The sequence below is a fragment of the Bartonella rattaustraliani AUST/NH4 genome (genome assembly GCF_000312565.1).
GTDB lineage: Bacteria > Pseudomonadota > Alphaproteobacteria > Rhizobiales > Rhizobiaceae > Bartonella > Bartonella rattaustraliani.
The window spans coordinates 1-20,370 of the sequence record NZ_CALW02000054.1; the positions used below are offsets into that span (position 1 = coordinate 1).

At 40.2% G+C, this 20,370-nt stretch carries 12 protein-coding genes and 3 pseudogenes; 1 reads left to right on the forward strand and 14 read right to left on the reverse strand.

Going from position 1 to position 20,370, the window contains the following annotated elements; all coding sequences use genetic code 11:
• Positions 1-93: PhnA domain-containing protein (locus tag BN67_RS11910; RefSeq protein WP_033313268.1), on the forward strand; the 93-nt coding region annotated here is incomplete at its 5' end.
• Positions 94-558: 465 nt separating this feature from the next.
• Here BN67_RS11910 and BN67_RS13695 read toward each other — a convergent pair.
• The 14 genes and pseudogenes from BN67_RS13695 to BN67_RS07980 all read right to left on the reverse strand — a co-directional run.
• Positions 559-744 (reverse strand): annotated as a pseudogene (locus tag BN67_RS13695) (NifU family protein); the annotation flags it as partial.
• A 712-nt stretch (positions 745-1,456) separates the two neighbouring features.
• A pseudogene (locus tag BN67_RS13700) lies at positions 1,457-1,564 on the reverse strand (NifU family protein); the annotation flags it as partial.
• A gap of 43 nt (positions 1,565-1,607) precedes the next feature.
• A pseudogene (locus tag BN67_RS14235) lies at positions 1,608-1,787 on the reverse strand (NifU family protein); the annotation flags it as partial.
• A 370-nt stretch (positions 1,788-2,157) separates the two neighbouring features.
• On the reverse strand, positions 2,158-2,736 hold the full coding sequence (locus BN67_RS07910; RefSeq protein WP_019223586.1) for a NifU family protein: 579 nt from the start codon (positions 2,734-2,736) through the stop codon (positions 2,158-2,160).
• A gap of 57 nt (positions 2,737-2,793) precedes the next feature.
• The gene (locus BN67_RS07915; RefSeq protein ID WP_019223587.1) at positions 2,794-3,285 is read right to left on the reverse strand and encodes a universal stress protein; all 492 of its coding nucleotides are present in this window, start codon (positions 3,283-3,285) and stop codon (positions 2,794-2,796) included.
• Positions 3,286-3,323: 38 nt separating this feature from the next.
• Positions 3,324-4,394 carry a tryptophan--tRNA ligase gene (gene trpS / locus BN67_RS07920; RefSeq protein ID WP_019223588.1) on the reverse strand — a complete coding sequence of 357 codons (1,071 nt, stop codon included), beginning with the start codon at positions 4,392-4,394 and terminating at the stop codon, positions 3,324-3,326.
• A 100-nt stretch (positions 4,395-4,494) separates the two neighbouring features.
• On the reverse strand, positions 4,495-6,066 hold the full coding sequence (murJ, locus tag BN67_RS07925; protein ID WP_019223589.1) for a murein biosynthesis integral membrane protein MurJ: 1,572 nt from the start codon (positions 6,064-6,066) through the stop codon (positions 4,495-4,497).
• A gap of 1,598 nt (positions 6,067-7,664) precedes the next feature.
• A complete protein-coding gene (locus BN67_RS07935) occupies positions 7,665-10,829 on the reverse strand; it encodes a BID domain-containing T4SS effector (protein WP_019223591.1) in 3,165 nt (1,054 codons plus the stop codon).
• A 321-nt stretch (positions 10,830-11,150) separates the two neighbouring features.
• Positions 11,151-12,776 carry a BID domain-containing T4SS effector gene (locus BN67_RS07945; protein ID WP_019223593.1) on the reverse strand — a complete coding sequence of 542 codons (1,626 nt, stop codon included), beginning with the start codon at positions 12,774-12,776 and terminating at the stop codon, positions 11,151-11,153.
• 298 nt (positions 12,777-13,074) lie between these two features.
• The gene (locus BN67_RS07955) at positions 13,075-14,394 is read right to left on the reverse strand and encodes a BID domain-containing T4SS effector (protein ID WP_019223594.1); all 1,320 of its coding nucleotides are present in this window, start codon (positions 14,392-14,394) and stop codon (positions 13,075-13,077) included.
• 303 nt (positions 14,395-14,697) lie between these two features.
• Positions 14,698-15,633 carry a BID domain-containing T4SS effector gene (locus BN67_RS11915; RefSeq protein ID WP_019223595.1) on the reverse strand — a complete coding sequence of 312 codons (936 nt, stop codon included), beginning with the start codon at positions 15,631-15,633 and terminating at the stop codon, positions 14,698-14,700.
• Between the two features lie 710 nt (positions 15,634-16,343).
• Entirely contained in the window at positions 16,344-16,559 is a 216-nt protein-coding gene (locus BN67_RS07970) for a hypothetical protein (RefSeq protein WP_156791648.1), read from the reverse strand.
• Positions 16,560-16,749: 190 nt separating this feature from the next.
• Entirely contained in the window at positions 16,750-17,970 is a 1,221-nt protein-coding gene (locus BN67_RS14245) for a BID domain-containing T4SS effector (RefSeq protein WP_019223598.1), read from the reverse strand.
• 343 nt (positions 17,971-18,313) lie between these two features.
• On the reverse strand, positions 18,314-19,924 hold the full coding sequence (locus BN67_RS07980) for a BID domain-containing T4SS effector (RefSeq protein ID WP_019223599.1): 1,611 nt from the start codon (positions 19,922-19,924) through the stop codon (positions 18,314-18,316).
• Positions 19,925-20,370 lie beyond the last annotated feature (446 nt).

Below are 20,370 nucleotides of genomic sequence, written 5' to 3' on the forward strand. Positions count from 1 at the left end.
ATTCGTTTGGTTGATGGGGACCATAATATTGATTGTAAAATCCCTAGTATTGGTCAAATGAGCTTAAAGTCGGAATTTGTTAAAAAAGTTTAAGGGGGAGTGGGGTGGGTGCTTTTGGGGGCAAGATATTGATTTATAAGGATAACCCGTCATTTTGTGTCTTCAATGAGAGGTGAAGATAAAAATTCTCTCATTCCAAATCTTTCTCATAATACATGAAAAATGCCCCTTTGCTTGTTTCTCAACAAGAGGGGTAGATAAAAATTATTTAAGAATGAAAAAGATTTTTTATAGGCGCTTTCAATATAAAAACTGTTGTAACGTTGAGAGTGGGTGTGTAAAATGAAGAGCGCTGGCTTGTATCTTTATAAACATAAAAATGGTGGCGCTCAATGGCTTTGTCGTTATATAATTCACAGATACTACTGTGGAATGGGCATCATGAAATGGGGTGTGAGCCTTGAGAGATGTTTCTTTAAAACAGGCGCATGAATATGCTGTACAATCCATGTAGCCCCAAAAGATAATTATCAGTACAGTATTTGATACCACCAAGACTCAAAATAGTGTCCGTATTATGCTCCAATCCACGGGTAAGAAAGCACAATACATACGTAAGGAATGTTTTTTATTGCGGCATAACTCAATATCTAGAATGAAATGGCGTAAAAGATTTTCAATACCATGTTTGAGCGTTGCTGTTGAAGAAGGGCAGCTTGTACAAAAGCTGCGCATAGTGAAATGGGTTCCCATGAAATGAGCTTGTGAGCCTTGAGAGATGTTTCTTTAAAACAAGTGTGTGAATATGCTGCACAATCTATCGCAGTCCCAAAGGATAACTATTAGTGCAGTATCTGAAACCATCACCTCAAAATAGCACCCTTATCACACTTCAAGTTATGCGACAGTCTTTGCATGAAGGTGATTCATGAAAGACGTTTCTCTTCTTTCTTCTCCCGTTTTACTTTCATGCCAATTCCGCTGAGTGTGTAAAGCCAAGTGAATAAAATTATTTCATCACGAACAAATTTGAAATGAGAGAATCTTACAATATTTGCGGTTATGATTCACATTTCATAACGATATCTTTATAAATCAATGTATTTCAAACCGGCAATGTAGCAAAATTATGCAAACAGTGATAAAATGTGAAAGACCAATGAAAAAACTTCATATTCTCACTGCGAAAGCAGGTTCTCAACCCATCACAGAATCCCCACCACTAACGGTTAACAAATTTTCCATTATTAATAAAAATAGTAATGGCATCTCAAAACAATATTTGTATAATACTCCAAGCCATGTATTCCCAACGGATAACTATTAGTATAGTATGTGAAAATCCTTTGTCTCAAAATGAGGCTTGTGTCACGCTTCAAGCCATGCATCTTCAAAGGATAATTCTCAGTACAAAATTTGATACCTCCGGGACTTAAAACAGTGTTCGTGTTATGCTTCAGTCCACGAGAAAGAAATATTTCTTGCGTAAAAGATTTTCAATACCATGTTTGAGCGTTGCTGTTGAAGAAGGGCAGCTCGCACAAGAGCCGCGCATAGTGAAATAGGCTACCATGAAATGAGTTTGTGAGCATTGAGAGATGTTTCATTCAAAATGAGCATGTGAATAGGCTGCACAATGAGTGAGTAAGAAAGCACACTGCACGGGCAAGACATGTTTCCTTATTGCGGCATAACTCAACATCTAGAATGAAATGGCGTAAAAGATTTTCAATACCATGTTTGAGCGTTGCTGTTGAAGAAGGGCAGCTTGTACAAAAGCTGCGCATAGTGAAATGGGTTCCCATGAAATGAGCTTGTGAGCATTGAAAGATATTTCTTTTAAACAATTGTGTGAAGATGGTGGTGATCAATATACAACATGCTGATTTATAAAGATAAATTACGTTGCTCATCTTAAATCATAACCCCGAATCTTGCAAGCTTCTCTCTTCTTTGTTCATTATGATCAATTTTATTCATTTGGCTTTACACACTCAGTGGAATTGGCATATGGATAAAATTAGAGAAGACAGAAGGAAAAATATGTCTCAAATCACTTTCATGCAAGAGCTGTTGCAACACCATGAGCTGGTGAGTATAATGATGGTGCCAGTTCGCACCTTAGTCGTGCATACTGCACGGGCAAGGCATGTTTCTTTATTGCGGCATAGCTTCAACACCGAGAACTTCTGGAATGAAATGGCGTAAAAGATTTTCAATACCATGTTTGAGCGTTGCTGTTGAAGAAGGGCAACCCGCACAAGAGCCGCGCATATTGAGGTAAACAATACCATTTTCAAAGCCGCGGAAAGTAATATCTCCACCATCATTGGCAACGGCTGGGCGAACACGTGTTTCAAGAAGTTCTTTAATTGTTAAGACGATATCAGCATCTTTTTCTGCATAAAACTCTTCATTAAGAGCATGGGTTTGCGCTTGTGTTGTCGCGTTGCTGATAATTACCGGATCACCAGAAAGAAAATGCTCCATAATGGTGCCTAAGATCACAGGTTTTAGGTGTTGCCATTCACCTTCTTTTTTGCTTACGGTGATAAAATCATAACCCAAAAAAATACCATTAACATTTGGGATATCAAACAGTTTAGCAGCTAAAGGCGAATTTTTAACGGCTTCTTCACGGTCACGAAATTCTAAAACTCCTTCGGAAAGCACCACGCGACCTGGAAGGAATTTAAGTGTTGCAGGGTTTGGTGTAACTTCAGTTTGAATAAACATACACTCTCCTTTAATGATGCAGGATTGAGAAGATTGTCGATCTTAGAATATTGCCTTTTAAGCGATAGATTCAATATCTTCATCTTCAAGATTGCTTGGAATAATGGTCACAGGAATTGAAAAAGCTGTTCCTCGATTTCCGATTAATTGAACAAGCGGTCCTGGGCCTTCGGTGTGTCTACTAGCTGCCAAAACAATGAGCACGATTTGTTTATCTTCATCTATAAGGTTAGAAATTTCATCAACTTTTTTGCCTTCACGTACAATAATTTCTGTTTCAAGAGCGTGTGTGGCACGCACCTCATTGGCAATTTTTCCCAACATTTTATGGGCAATTTGCGTTGATTCTGCGCGCATTACGTTATTTACACCTAGAAAATGTTGAAATTCTACACTATCAATAACAGAAAATAACACCAATGTTCTCTTGTTATTTTGAGCATATTGTGCAGCAAAAGCAATAGCACGCCGGCATTCTGGTGTTTCATCGATAATAACCAAAATTTTTTTCTTGTTCTTTGGTTTCGAACTTTTTTTCTGAGAGACCATGAATTTTCTCTACTCTTTATCGTTCCTGTTTTCTTATTTCATGTATGGTGCAAAAACCCAACGATTTCACGGACTTGTTTCATATTCTTTTCTGCCAAGGTGCTGGCACGCTGCGCACCATCATGCAAGACGGAGTCAATATAGCCACTTTCTTTATGAAGCCGGCGTAATTCTTGTGTGATTGGGGAAAGTTTATGGACTGCAAGATCAGCTAAGGATGTTTTGAAAAGAGAAAATTGTTTTCCTGCAAATTCTAAGAGCGCTTTGTCTTTGCTCACTTGGGCAAAGGCAGCATAAATACCAAGCAAATTATCGACTTCTGGTCGTCCTTCTAGGGCTTTGAGTGTGTCGGGAAGGGGGGCGGAGTCCGTTTTGGCTTTGCGTATCTTTTTTGCGATGAGATCAGCATCATCAGTCAGATTAATGCGTGAAAAATCGGAAGGATCGGATTTTGACATTTTTTTTGTCCCATCACGCAGCGACATAACACGCATAGCCGTTTCCCCTATTAGTGCTTCTGGTATTGGGAAAAAGCCTTGTCTTTTTTCCTCACCCACTTGCATTGAAACACCAAAATTCAAATTTGCAATGCGATGAGCATAGTCGTTATTAAACTTTTGTGCAATATCACGTGTCAGTTCAACATGCTGTTTTTGGTCTTCACCCACAGGAACATGCGTGGCACGGTAGAGTAAAATATCGGCCGCCATGAGGCTGGGATAAGCGAAAAGCCCCAGGGATGCTTGCTCACGATCCTTTCCTGCTTTATCTTTAAATTGCGTCATACGTTGGAGCCAACCAATACGCGCAATACAATTAAAAATCCATGCAAGTTCAGCATGTTGAAAAACACGAGATTGGTTGAAAATAATGTGTTTTTGAGGGTCAATACCGGAAGCTAAAAAAGCTGCTGTAACTGCTCTTGTCGATTCAATTAAGGTGCGTGGATCTGGATTGACTGTAAGCGCGTGCATGTCCACAACGCAATAGAGGCAAGAATAGGATTTTTGCAGTTCAACCCAATGTTTAATGGCGCCAAGATAATTTCCAAGATGTAAGTGACCACTCGGTTGTACGCCGGAAAAAACAAGAGGTACGATTGTATCCATAGAAGCGCTCTTTCTTAAACTAAAGTGATTGGTTTTTCTGTTTTGTGACATTGGTTTCCTATTTTGTGACAAGAGGTCTTTCTGAAAGCAAGAAAAAATATTATAGCTGCTTTTTAAAATTTTTGAGAGTGCGGAGAAAGGAACGGGTATCAAGTAAAAAATAGGCACAAAAATAGACCAAGAAGATCACAAGCATAATTCCAGCCAAGGTGAGGGCATGCAAGAAAAAGGGGGCTTGTGAGGATAAAGGAAAAGATAAAAAGCCACGCATATTGAACAGATAATGAAGTCCTACTGCGCTTAACACAGTAACAATCATCAGGCATGTTATGCGTTTTATCAATTGTGCATCATATTCCCAATAGCCACGTTTGATGAGCACAGCACAAAGCAATAAGGTGTTTACCCATCCAGAGGTGATTTCAGCAATAACAATTCCTCTCGCTGATAAAAGGGGAAAGAGCGTTAAAGCAAAGCCGATATTGATGACAACGCAAATACCGGTGAAAATCATCGGTGTTTTTGTATCTTCATGGGCAAAGAAATTCGGAATCAACACTTTGATTAACACAAAAGCTGGAAGTCCTAGCCCATAAAGTTCAAGCAATTGTGCAACATGATAGGTTGATTGGCTGGTAAATTGACCACGTTCAAACAGTAAACTGACAATGGAGGTGGAAAGTAGCAAAAAGGCAAGGGAGGCCGGTAGTGTTAACAACAAGGTAAACTCAATAGAGCGGTTTTGCAAATCATGGGTTTCTTTGTGTTTTTTATTGCGTAGAGCTCTTGTTAATTCTGGCAAAAGGACGGTGGCAACGGCAATTGCTATAACGCCAAGTGGCAATTGGTAAAGGCGATCAGCATACATTAAAGAGGAAACAGCACCCGATTGGCTGGAAGCAATGTTGGTATTAATGAGCAAATTGATTTGTGTAATACCACCGGTGATGGCCGCAGGGAATGCTAAGTTTAGAAGCTTACGGACATTGGGGCTCAAACGGGGGCGGCGCAGGAAAATTTTCATTCCACTTTGACGCAAAGCAACAGCGATTAAAGTGAGCTGGAGAATTCCTGCTGCTAAAACGCCCCAGGAAAGATTTAAACCAATATGCCAAGCGTCAAGCTGATAGATCCAAGCATAGGCAAGAACACCAATCAAAAGAATATTCAAAAAAAGTGGCGCGACAGCTGCGATAAAATAGCGCCGCAAAGCATTTAACATCCCTCCCATCATTGCTGCTAAAGACATGCATGTTAAATAGGGAAACATGATTGCGGTGAAATGAATTGTGGCATTAAACTTTGTGGCATCCCCTGTAAAGCCTGGCGCAATGATCGTTCGGACTAAAAAGGGCATGCTTAATTCCATCGCAATGGTTAAAAGCAACAGCAGCGAAAAGAGAACACCAAAAACCTCTTCTGCAAATTTGCATGCAGCTTCTTGACCATCCTCAGTAATCTTTTTTGCAAAAAGAGGAACAAAAGCTGCATTAAAAGCGCCTTCAGCAAAAAAACGGCGGAATGTATTGGGAAAACGAAAAGCTGCATTGAATGCGTCGGAAACAGGACCGGTTCCAAGAGCTGCTGCCATCAACATCTCGCGTATAAAGCCAAAAACGCGGCTCATCAAAGTTCCAGAAGCAACAGTTGCAATTTTTTTAATCAAGACCATAAAATATATCAGATTCGTCGTAAAGAAGAAAAGATGAAAAGAAAAACCATTTTAGAGCGTACAGATTTGATGAACATGCTTATACAATCATATATCTTAAGATGTGGTTTACGGTGGTGTTTATCTTTCTCTCAACAAGAGTACATGAAGAGGTTTGTCTTGTCCTTGTCTCTTTTGCAGGGTGGTTTTTACTTGCATGGCTACTCTTCATTGTTTTTATAAGATAACATGTTTTCGCATAAGCTGGGTATATGGGGAATGGCCAAAGAAATAAAGAGCGTGGGAAAATAGGGGACTGTCATATCTTTGCCTGTTGTATCTCTAGTTTATGTTTCTTTCATTTTTGGGGATATTGTACCTTTTAATAGCATTTCTTTTTTCTCTCTTATCACAGAATATAGGTTTGTAAACGTAGATTTATTATTTGATATCTCTTCACTTTCATAAAAGTGAAAATGCCGCTTTAATGTTTATTATGATTATGATGAAAAAAGCTCTTTATATTCTATAAAGATTCACGCTGTTTAAGGCTATAAAGAAAGCTGATATAGGCACATGAATACGCGGCGACATATGTGTAGCGTGTGTTTTTGTGTGTATACTGTAAAGTGTTTTTATCTGTCTCTCAATTCTTCTGTTTCACGCCTTTCTTTTTTATGGATGTCTCTGATTTTTTTAAGTCCATTTTGTAATAGTGCCCATTTTGCCAATAATTTTTTGTGCAGGGGATTAGGAACCTTGTGTTTCATTCTTGATTATTTCATAAAAAGCAGATACTGGATCAAAGATCAATATTGGCGTCGTTATTTTCTTTTTTTCTTTACAATATTGCGACAGTTTTTGCATTGTTTTAAAGAAATCTCTTTGAGTGCTTGAGAGTCCATTTTGCAACGGTGCATTTTTTTAAGATCATTTTGCAATGGCGTTTGTGAACACTATAATGTCAAATTTGGGGCACATTCTCTTTGCTCGTTTCCAATGTTGCAACAGTGTTGTTTGTATTAATGTGATACTTCTTGCATGAAAACGTATTCATAACAGGTATTTTTTATCTTTGCTCCGCTCCATGATTTTTATCGACACGCCACGTTGCTCTTATTGTGTGCAAGTGAAGCGTATTGGGTGATGGAAAATGTGTTGTAGAATATCCATATGTTGGAAAGGAGGGGGATTTACAAGTCTCAGCTTTCTTGTCTCCTATTCAAAATGAATAAATGATCATGATAAATCAATGTTTTGTGTTGAAATTCTTCCTCTTTGCTCGTTTCCAATGTTGCAATAGTGTTTGCATTAATGTGATACTTCTTGCATGAAAACGTATTCATAACAGGTATTTTTCACCCTTGCTCCATGATTTTTACTGACACGCCACGTTACTCTTATTGTGTGCAAGTGAAGCGGAGCGGGTGATGGAAAATGTGTTGTAGAATATTCATATGTTGGAAAGGAAGGAGACTTACAAGTTTCAGCTTTCTTGTCTCCTATTCAAAATGAATAAATGATCATGATAAGTCAATGTGTCGTGTTGAAATTCTCCGTAAGCTTTTTGAAAGGGTGATCTTTTTTGAGAAAGGACTCAAAAATGAAAGCTTAGCGTATCAGATCATTGCTATGACTTTTACATTTTCAGATTGATGTGGTGAAATGTTGTGCTGCATTGCCGTTTTTTTCTTGATGCTTTCTGCGGTTTTTTCTTCTTTCATGGCTGATGTAACAAGACTGTTTATCTGTTTTTCGTCATGACTTTTTTTCATCAGATGTTGCAGGTTTTGTGCCAATTGCGCATTGTTTGTGTGAAAAGAGGAAGAGAGGCTTTGTTGTATTTCTTTTATGCTCTTGACTGTTTCTATAATTTCTTTTGCTTTGTTTGTTGATATGCCAAGCATTTTAGCAAGGTTTTCGTAATGATTGTCCTTTATAGCTTCGTGCTCACTTGGTGATAAACGTTTATGAATCCTCTTGATATAAAGATTTATTTCTGCTCTTTGTTCAGGAGATTTTGATAAGACTTCTTCTTGTTGTTCTTTTGATAAGGCAAGCAGATCTTGCATCCATTGACTAGGTATTTCTATCGGTTCTTTCTGGTAGTGTTGCTGTTCTTTCTGGTTGTTTTGCAAAATATTTTTTTCTGCTTGTTTGATAGCGTCGATATAATCCAAAATAGCGTGACTGAGAGGCAAAATGTTTTCTTCAGCATGCACACGTGTGCGGTTTTTAATGCCGCATAGTTTAAAACCACAAAGTTTATGAAGAGTGTGAGGAAATATTGCAATATGCTGCGCAAAACGCTCACTCGCTGCGATATTTGGGGCAGATACTGGAATTTTAATGGGCGGTATCTTGTTTTGCAAAGCATGTTGATTTCCATAAACAATCTTACAGAGATGTTCGATTTTTTGGACCGCTTCTTGGACGAATACATTATTGTAAACACTTTCAGCAAGTTCGCTTTTCGTGAGAGGTGTTTTTTTCTCTCCTGGAATCAATGTTTTTTGCACATTTTGCGCCCTTGGTACTGTAAAAGAGAGAGTATCACCAATTTTTAATGTTTTTACTTGCTCTGGTGGCAGATTATCTTTACGCCCTATGACAAAAGTACCATGAACATCAACCATAAAACCATTGTTTCCACTGCCTCGATAAAAGCCCGTATAGGTTTCACCTTCTTTGGCTGTTATCACAACACGATGATTTATATGATCAGGGTCAATCTTTTTCATATGATCCATAAACTCTTTTAAAATAATCGTTTTTTCAGGATCGGAGATATCATCAAACAAATATTTCATGGGCTGTGAATCGTTTGATCGTCGTGAGGCCATACTGGCAACTGTCATGCGTTGTGTTGTGACAAGAGAAAAGTCTAATTTATGTCCCGCAACTTCAGCAAGTTTTTCAAAAAATAGCCTTTGTGTCCGTCCATTGCCTTCTCTGAAAGGATGCGTATAGTTCAATTCTAGCATCATTTCCGCGGCATTTTCAACAAACGCTTCGCGGGTTAAGTCTTTTAAATGATTTTTCTGGATCAGTGTTTGATCGAAATTTTTAAGACGCTCCTGTATCTCTCCCCCTTGTGCAAAAGGAAGACTGTCTTTTTTCATCTCTGGCATACAGGCAATGGTTCCATCTGCGAAGGTAAATGGTTTTTCACGTGTTTGCCCTGCCCATTCAAAAGTGTTTTTAAACAAAGTGTGATGAATATAGAAAAGATATGTGGATGTTAACCTTTGTGGTGGTGCTTCTTGGCGTAGATTTATGGTTGCTTTTACTGAGTCATGCGCACATTGCATTTGCAATTGTTTATAGTCTTTTATTCCATATTTATTTTTCAATGTGATATTATTGGGATAAAAGAAATTGCGCGGTGATATATCCTTTTCGTAGATTTTTAACAATGAATCCCACTCTGTAAGAGAGGGTAATGCAGCCTCAACACTTTCTGGAGCAATGTTGGGGCTATATTTTGCTTTTTTGTTGAGTCCTTGTTTGGTGAAACCTTGTTTACTCTTGAGGTTAAAATGTCCACTTTTGGGATGAGAAGAGAATTTTTGCTCTTTTATGGGGTCTGTGGTGATATCATTTTTAAGCGTCTCATTGATTTGTAAAGTGGTTAATCCTTTTTGCGTTTGCTTCAGAGAAGAAGGTTGAAAAATTTGCTTTGTCGTTTGTTCTTTTTTCTGCAGCTTTTGTGTCTTTGGCACTGTAAAAGAGAGCGTATCACCAATTGTGAGTGCTTCCACTTGCTCTGAGGTAAGATTTTTTTTATGGCTAAGGATAAGCGTGCCATTCACCTCAACCATAAAATAATTTTTCCCACTGCCTCTATAAATGCCATGGTAGGTATGGCCTTCTTGTGCTATGGTCGCCAGATGATCACTTTTTTCATCAAGATTAAGCGCCTTTATGGAATTGATGAATTCCATTAAAAGAGGTGTTTTTTCTGGATTTGAGAGATCTTCAAGCAGATGCTCCATAGGTTTTGAATCATTATGATTCATTGCACAGGTGTGGACAAATATCCTCCGTTTTTTTGTGACAAGAGAAAAATCTGTGCTATGACCTGCTGCTTTTGCAAGTTTTTCAATAAAAAGCTGTATTGTGCACCCATTGCCTTTCCTGAAAGGATGTAAAGAGTGCAAATTGATCATTATTTTAGCGGCATGCTCAATGAACTCTTCGCGTGTTAAGCCTTGTAAATTGTTCTGTTCAGTGAGCAGTTTATCTAAGTTTTGAAGCCCCTCCTGAATTTTTTTGCCCGTAGCAAAAGGCTTTGTAAAGTTTTTTTCTTTCAAAACCGGTGTAAAGGCAAGGGTGCCATCTGAAAAGGTAAAGAGATTATCGCGGGTGTGTCCGGCCCATTCATATGTGTGGTGAAAGAGGCGTTTATGAAGATGTTTTAGATAGGAGGAATCAAATTGTTCTGGTGGTGGTTCTTGAAGCAGTTTGAGCATTTCTTGCCTGACATTATGGGCACATTGCTCTTTCAATTTTTCTGAATTTGTGAGGCCATATTTATTTTTCAGAACTTGGCTCTTGGGGTAAAAAAAATTTTGTGATGACTTATTGATTTGTCTATGGATGGCGGCATGAATTGCTTGACGGTGTTTTTGCAATTCTTCGCCTGTAAAAGAGGCAGAATGCTTTTTTATGTGTTTATAAAGAGCCACATTAACGGCATAGAAGGCTGTATTTATCGAGTGGCGGCGTTTTTGAAACTCTTCTAGCGTGAGAGAGACAGAATGCTTGATGTGATCTTTTTCCATGCATGCTTCCTTTCAAGCTTTTTTTTAAATTTGTTTTTTAAAAACCTCTTTGTCATCCTCTCTTTCTTGACTTTAATGATTGCTTTTCCTCAACGAAGAAATGCATTTTGGAAGGTTCCCATTTGGATGATTTATAAAGACTTTGTCTTTTCTGCAGGAAGGGTGATCGGCTTTAATAAAAACTTTATCAAATCGTTAAGTTGAATAACGGGCAATGTTTTTTGAGATATTTTTCTGAAGTCTATAAGAGGACTCTTGGTACAATTTTTTCGTGTTGATTGCACCAAGAGATTTGATTTAAAGCCAAAGCTTACGTAGGCTTTAATGGACTAAAGCGACCGTTTTTATTGTTCTTGTTTTGCGTGGTGGAAGTTCTGGTGGTGTGTTTTCTCTTTGGAGAGAAGTCTCTCCAGATTCATGACGCACATTTTCTGGTGAGCGTTCAGACAATTGAGGAGACTCCATGGTTGTCTGTTGCTTTTGCAATTGTTTAGCAGATGATTGTTGTTGCTGTAAATATTCTTTTTTTCGTTGTACAGTGTCTGTATAATCCTCAATGGCGCTTTTCAGGCAAGGAAGGCTTGCTTCGGCGTATTTACGTGCAGCATTTTTTACACCAAGTGTTTTTCTCCCAGCAAGATGAGAAAAAAATGTAGGGTGGTATGTCACTTGCCACGCAAGTTCTTCGCCCATGCCAGGGACTTTTTGAATATCTTCAAGTCTGTTATCCAAAATGTGCTTGTCTCCAAAAACGGCCTTACACCAATATTGGACTTCTTTTTTAGAATGTTGGACAAATGGATCTTTGTTCATATCCTTTGATGAGAGAGAGGTTCTTTTTTCTTCAGGATGAAGCATTTTTTGCAGGCTTTCAGCGCCCTTTCCTTCATCACTTACGCGTCGTTGTGGTTTTTGTTTTGTCTTAGCCGCCCAATCTATGCTTCTCATCTGTCTTATAATGTTCGTATAACCATGAAGAGCAGCACAGAGAGGGGACAAACTTTTCTCCGCTTCTTTGCGTGCATCTGTTTTCACGCCCAATATGTTTTTTCCAGCAAGTTTCGCAACAGATTGAGGCTTTTGGGTAATTTGCGATAATAATTCATCTCCTCGCTCGGGATCTCTTTGGATTTCCTCAACTTCTTTTTCTAAGACAAGCCGATCTTTATAAGTAAAATAGCACCAATGTCGGATTTCATCTTTATAGGCTTCTAGCAGAAAATTTCTTTGCAAGATAGAGCTAAGTTTCTCTCTCGTATGCGGGCTTGATGGAGTCGCTGTCGCGTATAGACTTGAGTCCTCTAAGTTTTCTGATCTTCTATGCCTCTTGCTTTTTGCGCGAAGTTGTTTTTGCGGCACAGCATATAGAGGTTCACCTTCTTGGGCTTCTGATCTTCTATGCTTCTTGCTGTTTGTACGAAGTTGTTTTCGCGATACAGCATATAGTTCTTTGTCTTCTTGGGTGAATGCGCTGGTTGTGGTTTGTTCATTGTCTTTTACGCTCGGTGGTGTTGGAGAGGAGGTTTTTGTACCTTGTGTTGCGCTTTGCTGAAGAGGTGTTTGGCTGAGATCTCTATCTCTTGCACGCGGTGGTCTTGGAGGAGAAGCTTTTGCGCTTTGTTGGAGAGGTGTTTGATTTGGTTCTCTGTCTTTTGCGCGCGGTGGTGTTGGAGGGGAGGCTTTCGTGTCTTGTGTTGCACTTTGTTGGAGAGGAGTTTGGCTGAGATCTCTATTTTTCTCACGTGGTGGTGTTGGAGGGGAGGCTTTTGTGCTTTGTGCTGCGCTTTGTTGGAGAGGTGCTTGGCTTTGCTCTGTGTCTTTCTCGCGTAGCTGTTTTGGAGGTGTCATTTTTGTGGGGCGGGGTGGAGAGGGAGGAGTTGCCACCGCAGATTGTTCAAAGAGTTTTCTTAATTCTTGAACTGAGGGGGAGGTCCGCGTTTTTTTCATGCATTTTCCTTTCAAGTTTTTACGGTGTTTGCTTCTAGAAAATCTCTTTCTGCTCCTTAATATTTTTTTTATTGTTCAAAGGAGACTCGCCATTTTGAATGGTTTCAAAAGGCTTTGCATTGTTTGCATGGGATACATGCAATTTTTGCAGTGTTTGCGCAGATTTTTATCATTTTTATGGTTGATGAAGTAATGCGTTGTTGGTGAAATTTTTTCCTCACTTTACATATATCTTCTTGGCGCAAACCACGATACGTGAACTGCGCCAAGAAATCAGATTAAAAATAAAAGCACACGCTTAATAGGCATAAGACAGCGCTTTTGATGTTGAAGCTTTTTGTGAGCGAACATCTGACCTTTGTCGCTGCTGCTCTTCTTTCAAAGATTGCGATGGAACTTGATCTTTTTGCAAGTTTTGATCCAGTTGAGGAGATTGTTCAGCGCGTGTGTGTTGTCCTCGATGCGTTCTTAGAACATGCCTTCTTATTGTGTCTACTGTTTCAGTATAATTTTCAATGGCTGAACACAGATGTTCAAGACCATTTTCAGCCTGTACGCGAGCACGGCTTTTGATACCACAGACATCGCTTCCTCTCAGTTTATGAAAAGAGGTAGGATCTCGTTCAAGGTTTTGTAAAAGCTGTTCACCTTTAAGAGGGGTGTGTAAAATTCCCTTTATTTCAGCTTCCAAAACCCTTTCTTTCCCAAAAACAACTTTGCTCCAATGTTGGATTTGCGTTTCATAGCGTCCGATGACAGAGCTTCTCCGTGCTCTGTTCACAACCTCATCCTCTAGAGTGGTTGCTTTTTCTGGTGTAGGATGATGCGGATTTTTTAAGATGTTCGCCAGTGTTTCACCGCCTAGGGTTCGTTCGTAGTATGGGAGCTCTTTCTCTGGAGAGCGCGACAAGCTTTCTTGTGCATATTGTGAAGCTTGTATAAAACATTCCACAGCATCAGAGAGATGGGAAATATTTTTTTCAGCCTGTTTGCGCATACCGTTTTTTACACCACATGTTTGAGAGCCCGCAAGTTTTGTAATACTTGTGGGATGATTTAAAATTTGCCATGGTAATTCATTTGCCTTCTCAGGGTTTTGTTGAATTTCTTCCATTTTACTGCTGAGGGCATCTTCATTGCCATAAACGGCTTTACACAAACGTGTGATTTCCGCTTTATAGACTTTAACCAAGGAGTGGTTGGATGCTAAGACTGTGATTTGTTCTCGTGAGAGAGAGACTGTTGCTTTGACTGAAGCACTTGAAGTTGAAGCAACCGCAGCAGTTTGTTCTAGATCTTTTTTTGTGTGATGTGTCTTCTCTTGTTTTTTTGAGGTGCTTTCGTTGATATTTTTCACACTGCCTCTGTTCAAACGGGGTGGTTTTGGTGGGGAGGCTTTTGTGGAGGGGGCGCTTGAGGGAGAGGCAACCACAGCAGGTTGTTCAAGTGTTTCTGCGGGAGGGTTTTTAAGTTCTTCTGGTGTGTGGTGTGTTTTCTTTGGAGGTGTCTTGAAAGAAGGTTTTGAGCCAGAATCTCCTGCCGCTAAGTGCTCAAATTGTGCCGCTAATTCTTTTACCGAAGGGCGTGGTGTAGGGGAGGAGGGGTGGTGTTTTTTCATGCATGTTTCCTTTCAAGAACTGTGTTAGAAAACCTCTTTGGTGCATTCTCTACGGCTTTTCTTTAGGGAAAGCTTGTCTTTTGAATGACGACCAAAGATTCTGCGCTATTCACGGGCGATCATAATGGGGTTTTGTGACTTTTATACAGTTTTTTTATGAAATTTTATCAATAGCTTATATAAAATTATGTGCTTTAATTTTAAGAGATTTTTTCTGCAAATCTGCGCAAAAAACCCTAGGGCAATTCTTGTAAATGAATTGCGCTAGGGGATCAAAATAAGATAAAAAACTAGAGCTCGTGTTTACATCGCAAGAGCCTGTCTGCGTTCGGCGAGCCTGCGTCGTTGCTGCTCTTCAGGGGCGTGTTGTTGTTGTCTCTCTTGTTCTATTTGTTGAGTGCGTTCTCCGCTTTGTAACTGCTCTTGGCGTTTCACTTCTGCGTGAGGGTTACGCTGAAGCCTCTCTCTGACGTTTTCTGCAGCTTTTGTAAAACCGTCAAGAGCATCGCACAAGGGTTTAAAACCGTTTTCTGCTCTTTTGCGTGCCGTTGATTTTAAGCCTCCAAGTCCCGTTCCAGCAAGCTTATGTATACCTGTAGGGTTTGCGGCAAGATCCCATGAAACCTCTGATCCTAGACGAGGGTTTCGAAGAATATCATCTAGGTGTTTATCAAAGAGACTGCTGCTTCCATAAACAATCTTACACCAATGTTGAACCTCGCCTCTATATGCTTGGACATGGGGATCGTTTCCAGCCATTTTAGTGATGTCTTCCTCTGAGAGATCAGGACCTCTTCCTCTTGTATTCACTTCTGTGTAGTCTGTGTCTCCTGGTCTGTGGTGGTGGTGACCTCTTCCTCTTGTATTCACTTCTGCGTAGTCTGTGTCTCCTGGTCTGTGGTGGTGGTGACCTTTTCCTCTTGTATTTACTTCTGTGTAGTCTGTATCTCCTGGTCGATGGTGGTGCTGCCGTCTGCCGCCCTGGTTAATATCTGCATAGAGGACTTCTCCAGGCTGTTGCGGGTTTTGCCCTCTTTCTCCTGGATGTTGGATATCTGCATAGAGGACTTCTCTAGGCTGTTGTGGGCTTTGTTCTCTTTCTCCTGGATGTTGGATATCTGCATAGAGGACTTCTCTAGGTTGTTGCGAGTTTTGTCCTCTTCCTCTTGATTTATTAACCTGCGCATAGAGGCCTTCTTCTGGGGTTTGAGATGGTTGGGGGTGCTGATGTCTTTTCATGCATGTTTCCTTTCAAGAACTGTGTTAGAAAACCTCTTTGGTGCATTTCCTTCCTTCATGATCTGAGAACTTTTTCTAGAGAAAAATATCCGCATGAATGATCTCCAAAGATTCTGCGCTATTCATGGGCAATCATAATGGGGGTTTGTGACTTTTATACAGTTTTTTTGTGAAATTTTATCAATATGTTATATAAAACCTCGGGATTTATTTTATTTGTGGTTTTGCGTGAAAAAAGCGCAAGCCATTGTCTATGGGTTGCGCTCAGAAGTTAGTTGAAAAATCAAGCCTTATGCATGTTACATGGCAAAAGACATGCCTTTAGGAGAAGACTCTCTGCTGCGTTGCTGTTGTTGCTCTGGAGAGTGCTGTTCTTCCTCTCTTCTGTGATGTCGGTGTTGGTGGCGATGAGGCCTATGCTCAGCTTCTTGTCCTTCTGGTCCTCTTCGCCTTTGTCCAGGACCTTCTTGCCCACGTGTAAGCGCTTTCTGTATTCTTTGTGCAGTGTTTACATATCTCTCAAATGCTGCACAAAGGGGGCCAAAATCCTTTTCAGCTCCTCTGCGTTTTGGGCTTTTTATGCCAAGTATTTGACTTCATGTTATATAATTCAAAATTTATTTTATTTGTGGTTTTGCGTGAAAAATAGCGCAACCCATAGAAAATGGCTTGTGCTCAGAAGTTAGGTAAAAAGCCAAGCCTTATGCATGCTACGTGGCAAAAGACATGCCTGTAGGGGAAGAGTCTCTGCTGCGTTGCTGTTGTTGTTCTGGCGAATGCCGTTCTTCCTCTCTTCTGTGATGTCGGTGTTGGTTGTGGTGATGAGGACTGTGTTCAGCTTCTTGTCCTTCTGGTTCTCTTCGTCTTTGTCCAGGGCCTTCTTGCCCACGTGTAAGCTCTTTCTGTACTCTTTGTGCAGTGCTCACATATCTCTCAAATGCTGCACAAAGGGGGCCAAAATTCTTTTCAGCTTCTCTGCGTTTTGGGTTTTTTATGCCAAGTATTTGGCTTCATGTTATATAATTCAAAATTTATTTTATTTTGTGATTTTGTGTGAAAAATAGCGCAACCCATAGAAAATGGCTTGCGCTCAGAAGTTAGGTGAAATTATACATGCTACATGGCAAAAGACATGCCTGTAGGGGAAGAGTCTCTACTGCGTTGCTGTTGTTGCTCTGGAGAGTGCCGTCTTTCCTCTCTTCTGTGATGTCGGTGTTGGTTATGGTGATGAGGACTGTGTTCAGCTTCTTGTCCTTCTGGTTCTCTTCGTCTTTGTCCAGGGCCTTCCCGTTTATGTATAAGTTCTTTTTGTACTCTTTGTGTAGTTAATACATGTCTATCAAATGCTGCACAAAGATGTTGAAAATCATCTTCAGCTTCTTTGCGTCTTGGGCTTTTCATACCAAGTGCTTTGGTGCCTGCAAGTTTTCCACCCATTTCAGGATTTTCAAGAAGTGCATTTAAGACCTCTCCCGCTCCCATAGGATTTTCAAGAACTTGAGAAAGGTGGTTTTCTAAGGCATGCTTATTGCCATAAACAGCTTGGCACCACTGCCGGATTTCTGCTCGGCCATATTGAACCTCTATGTTTTGTTTAAGGAGTTCAGGAAAATACTCTTTTGCGGGAGTTGTCCTTCCTTGGGGTACCTCTTCGTAGAGGTCCTCTCCTTTTTGAAGAGGTTCTCCATCTTTTCCAAACAGCTCAACCACTGAGTAGGGGCCCATTCCTGTTCCTGGAGGAGTTTTGCCACCATCACTCGACAGATCAACCACTAAGTAGGGGCTTGCTCCTAGTCCTTTTCTTTGAGAAGTTGCGTGCAATCCAGATACTTCTCCTTGAGGCGTATAAGTGATGGGGAAAGGTGTATACCCACCTTGATTGGGGGGATGAATGGGGTATTGAGGTCTATGTTCTCCACCTTCATTGGAGGAGGGGATAACCGGTTGTTGAGGTCTGTATCCAGGACTTTGAGGGGAAGAGGAGATCGTTGGTTGTTGTATTATGTCCTCATCTCCACTTTTTGCTTGAAGGTCTGGTTTCCCTCTAGGGATTGAGTAGGGGCTCGCGTTTGGAGCTTGGGGGATTGGTCCTTTATTCGGCTCTTGAGCCAGTGTATAGGGTAATTCTGGGTTTGGATGGTGCTGTCCTCCGCCTGGTTGTTCAATTTTTGCGTAGACGCTTTCCAGGGGGGGACGCTGCTGCCCTCTGCCCAGTTTATTGACCTTTGCGTAGAGGCCCTCTGGGTTTTGCGTGGTTGGTCTTCTGTTTGGCTCTTGAGGCTGTGCATAGGGGGTTTCTTCGGGTTGAGGTGGTGTGGGGGACTGATGTTTTTTCATGCGAGTTTCCTTTCAATATTTCTAGAAAACCTCTTTGATGCATTCTCTCCCTTCATGCTATGATTGTTTTTTCCACAAACAAACTCTCCGCACGAATGATCTCCAAAGATTCTGCGCTATTCAAGGTAATATCATAATGTGTCTTTGTGACTTTTATACAGTTTTTTTGTGAAATTTTATCAATACGTTATATAAAATTATGGGCAGTTATATAACATTACGGGATTTATTTTGGTGGATATTCTTTATCATATTTTATAACAACTCTTGGTGGTTATTGAGATGATTTTCGCCAAGAGATGCGGTGAAAAAGAAATGTGGTGAAAAACGAAAACATGCGCGTTTAACTCGTAAGAGTCCCCGTAAGAGCCATTGATGAAGAACGGCTGACTTTGAGGGAACGGAGATGGCATTGTGCTTCTTGTGTGCATTTCACGGTTTGAGAAATCTCTCGTGCTTTACTTTCTGAGACACCAAGAAGACAAGAAAGCCGTGTATGGTTATTTTCCTCTATGGCGCTCCGGTCATCTCGTGATAAACGACTCCGTAATTGACGTGACAAAACATGCAGTTCTTTTTGTAGGGTTTTAGAATGGGACAAGGCTTCTCTTTGTTGTTCTGCTGGTAAGGAAAAAAGATTTTGTAAGTTTTTACTCGGTACTTCGACAGAGCGTTGTAAGCGGTTTTGTTCTCTTTGGTGGTGCTCTAAAATTTCCTCTTTTGTTTGTTGTACTGTTGTCGCGTAATTTTTCAGTGCTTCTCCAAGCTGCGGGGCTTGCTTTTCAGCCTGTCTGCGATTTTGACTTTTTATGCCAAGTATTTTCCTCCCTGCAAGATGGGAAAATGATTGAGGGTTTTGGATAATTTGATCGGCAAGTTGTATGCATGCGTTTGGATCTGTATGGATCCTATCCATTGTTGTGCCAAGAATGTGTTTATTGCCATAAACAGTTTTTGATAAATGCTCGATATTTCTTTTGCATGCTGTAACAAAGAAATTTTCAGAAACCTTTAAAAGACATTCTTCTTCAGTGAGAGGGGCACAATTCTCGCTTGGGATTAGAATTTTTTTTAAGCTTTGAACGTTTGTTTTTGTGAAGGAGATTTCTGCACCGTTTTGTAATGTTTTTATTTGCTCTGGTGTGAGATCATCTTTGTGCCCAACGACGAAAGCCTCTCCTATTTCTATCACAAAACCTTCTGCGGCATGACCTTTATAGATGCCGTTATAGGTTTCACCTTCTTTTGCTGCGACAACAAGACGATCATTAATTTCCTCAAATCCAGAATGTCTCATTTGCCCGATAAATTCTTTTAAAATAAGCGTTTTTTGTGGATTCGTGGCGTCCTCAAAAAGATCTCTCATCGGTTGTGGATTGCCATGTTGCATGGCTTGAACACTAGCCTGCACCATGCGTTCCTTTGTGATAGAAGCAAAGTCAATTGAATAACCCGCACATTGCCCAAGTTTTTCCATAAACATTCGTTGCGCGCGCCCATTGCCTTTTCTGAAAGGATGCGCATGGTCGAGTCTCATGAAAACATCAGCAGCATTTTCAGCAAAATCTTGGCACGACAAACCGCGTAAATTGTTTTTCTCATGAAGCATGTTCTCGAGTTGTTTAAGCTCTCTTGTAATTTGTGGACCAATAGCAAAAGGAAGATCATGACCTTTTGGTCGCATAGCTGGCATATGGGCTTTACTGCCATCTGAAAAGGTAAAGATTTTATCGCGGGTCTGTCCAGCCCATTCAAAACTTTTATAAAAAAGGCTCCAGTGAATTTGTTTCAGATAGGCGGCATCAAATTTTAGGGGAAGTGGCTCATGGCGAAAATTGACCGCGGCTCTGGCTGCATCATGAGCACAGCGTTCATAAAGTTTTTTGGGATCTTTTATGTTATATTTATTCCTCAGGGTGTTTGTATTTTTATACAGATAATTTTGCTCTAGCATATTTTTTCCTTCGTAATATAGGGTGGCGTAAGATAGGGTGATTTGTGAGAGTGTTAAACTCTTTGGGTAAAATTCCCCCCTTCCACGTTTTTTTTGAGATTTTGAGCATTTTTTGAGGGCGCCTTATTCCTCAACTCCCCATAGGTATTTGGGGCTGTATTCATTCTTTCATGGATTTTTTATCTCTTTTGGTGTGAGACAGACAAAAACTATCGGTTTGATTGTTTTTATGTATGTTTTCTTCTGTTATTTTCTTGTGAAAAACCTTTTTGATGTGTTTTTAAGCTTGATTTATGACTGTCAAAAATGACAGGGTTTCCAAGGTTTCCAAGGTTTCCAAGTTCAGTTCAGTTCAGTTCAGTTCAGTTCAGTTCAGTTCAGTTCAGTTCAGTTCAGTTCAGTTCAGTTCAGTTCAGTTCAGTTCAGTTCAGTTCAGTTCAGTTCAG

Excerpts from the sequence above, each read along its gene's own strand:
- BN67_RS07910 (WP_019223586.1), bottom strand. The coding sequence starts at position 2,736 with ATGTTTATTCAAACTGAAGTTACACCAAACCCTGCAACACTTAAATTC.
- BN67_RS07915 (WP_019223587.1), bottom strand. The coding sequence starts at position 3,285 with ATGGTCTCTCAGAAAAAAAGTTCGAAACCAAAGAACAAGAAAAAAATT.
- trpS (WP_019223588.1), bottom strand. The coding sequence starts at position 4,394 with ATGGATACAATCGTACCTCTTGTTTTTTCCGGCGTACAACCGAGTGGT.
- murJ (WP_019223589.1), bottom strand. The coding sequence starts at position 6,066 with ATGGTCTTGATTAAAAAAATTGCAACTGTTGCTTCTGGAACTTTGATG.
- BN67_RS07935 (WP_019223591.1), bottom strand. The coding sequence starts at position 10,829 with ATGGAAAAAGATCACATCAAGCATTCTGTCTCTCTCACGCTAGAAGAG.
- BN67_RS07945 (WP_019223593.1), bottom strand. The coding sequence starts at position 12,776 with ATGAAAAAAACGCGGACCTCCCCCTCAGTTCAAGAATTAAGAAAACTC.
- BN67_RS07955 (WP_019223594.1), bottom strand. The coding sequence starts at position 14,394 with ATGAAAAAACACCACCCCTCCTCCCCTACACCACGCCCTTCGGTAAAA.
- BN67_RS11915 (WP_019223595.1), bottom strand. The coding sequence starts at position 15,633 with ATGAAAAGACATCAGCACCCCCAACCATCTCAAACCCCAGAAGAAGGC.
- BN67_RS14245 (WP_019223598.1), bottom strand. The coding sequence starts at position 17,970 with ATGAAAAAACATCAGTCCCCCACACCACCTCAACCCGAAGAAACCCCC.
- BN67_RS07980 (WP_019223599.1), bottom strand. The coding sequence starts at position 19,924 with ATGCTAGAGCAAAATTATCTGTATAAAAATACAAACACCCTGAGGAAT.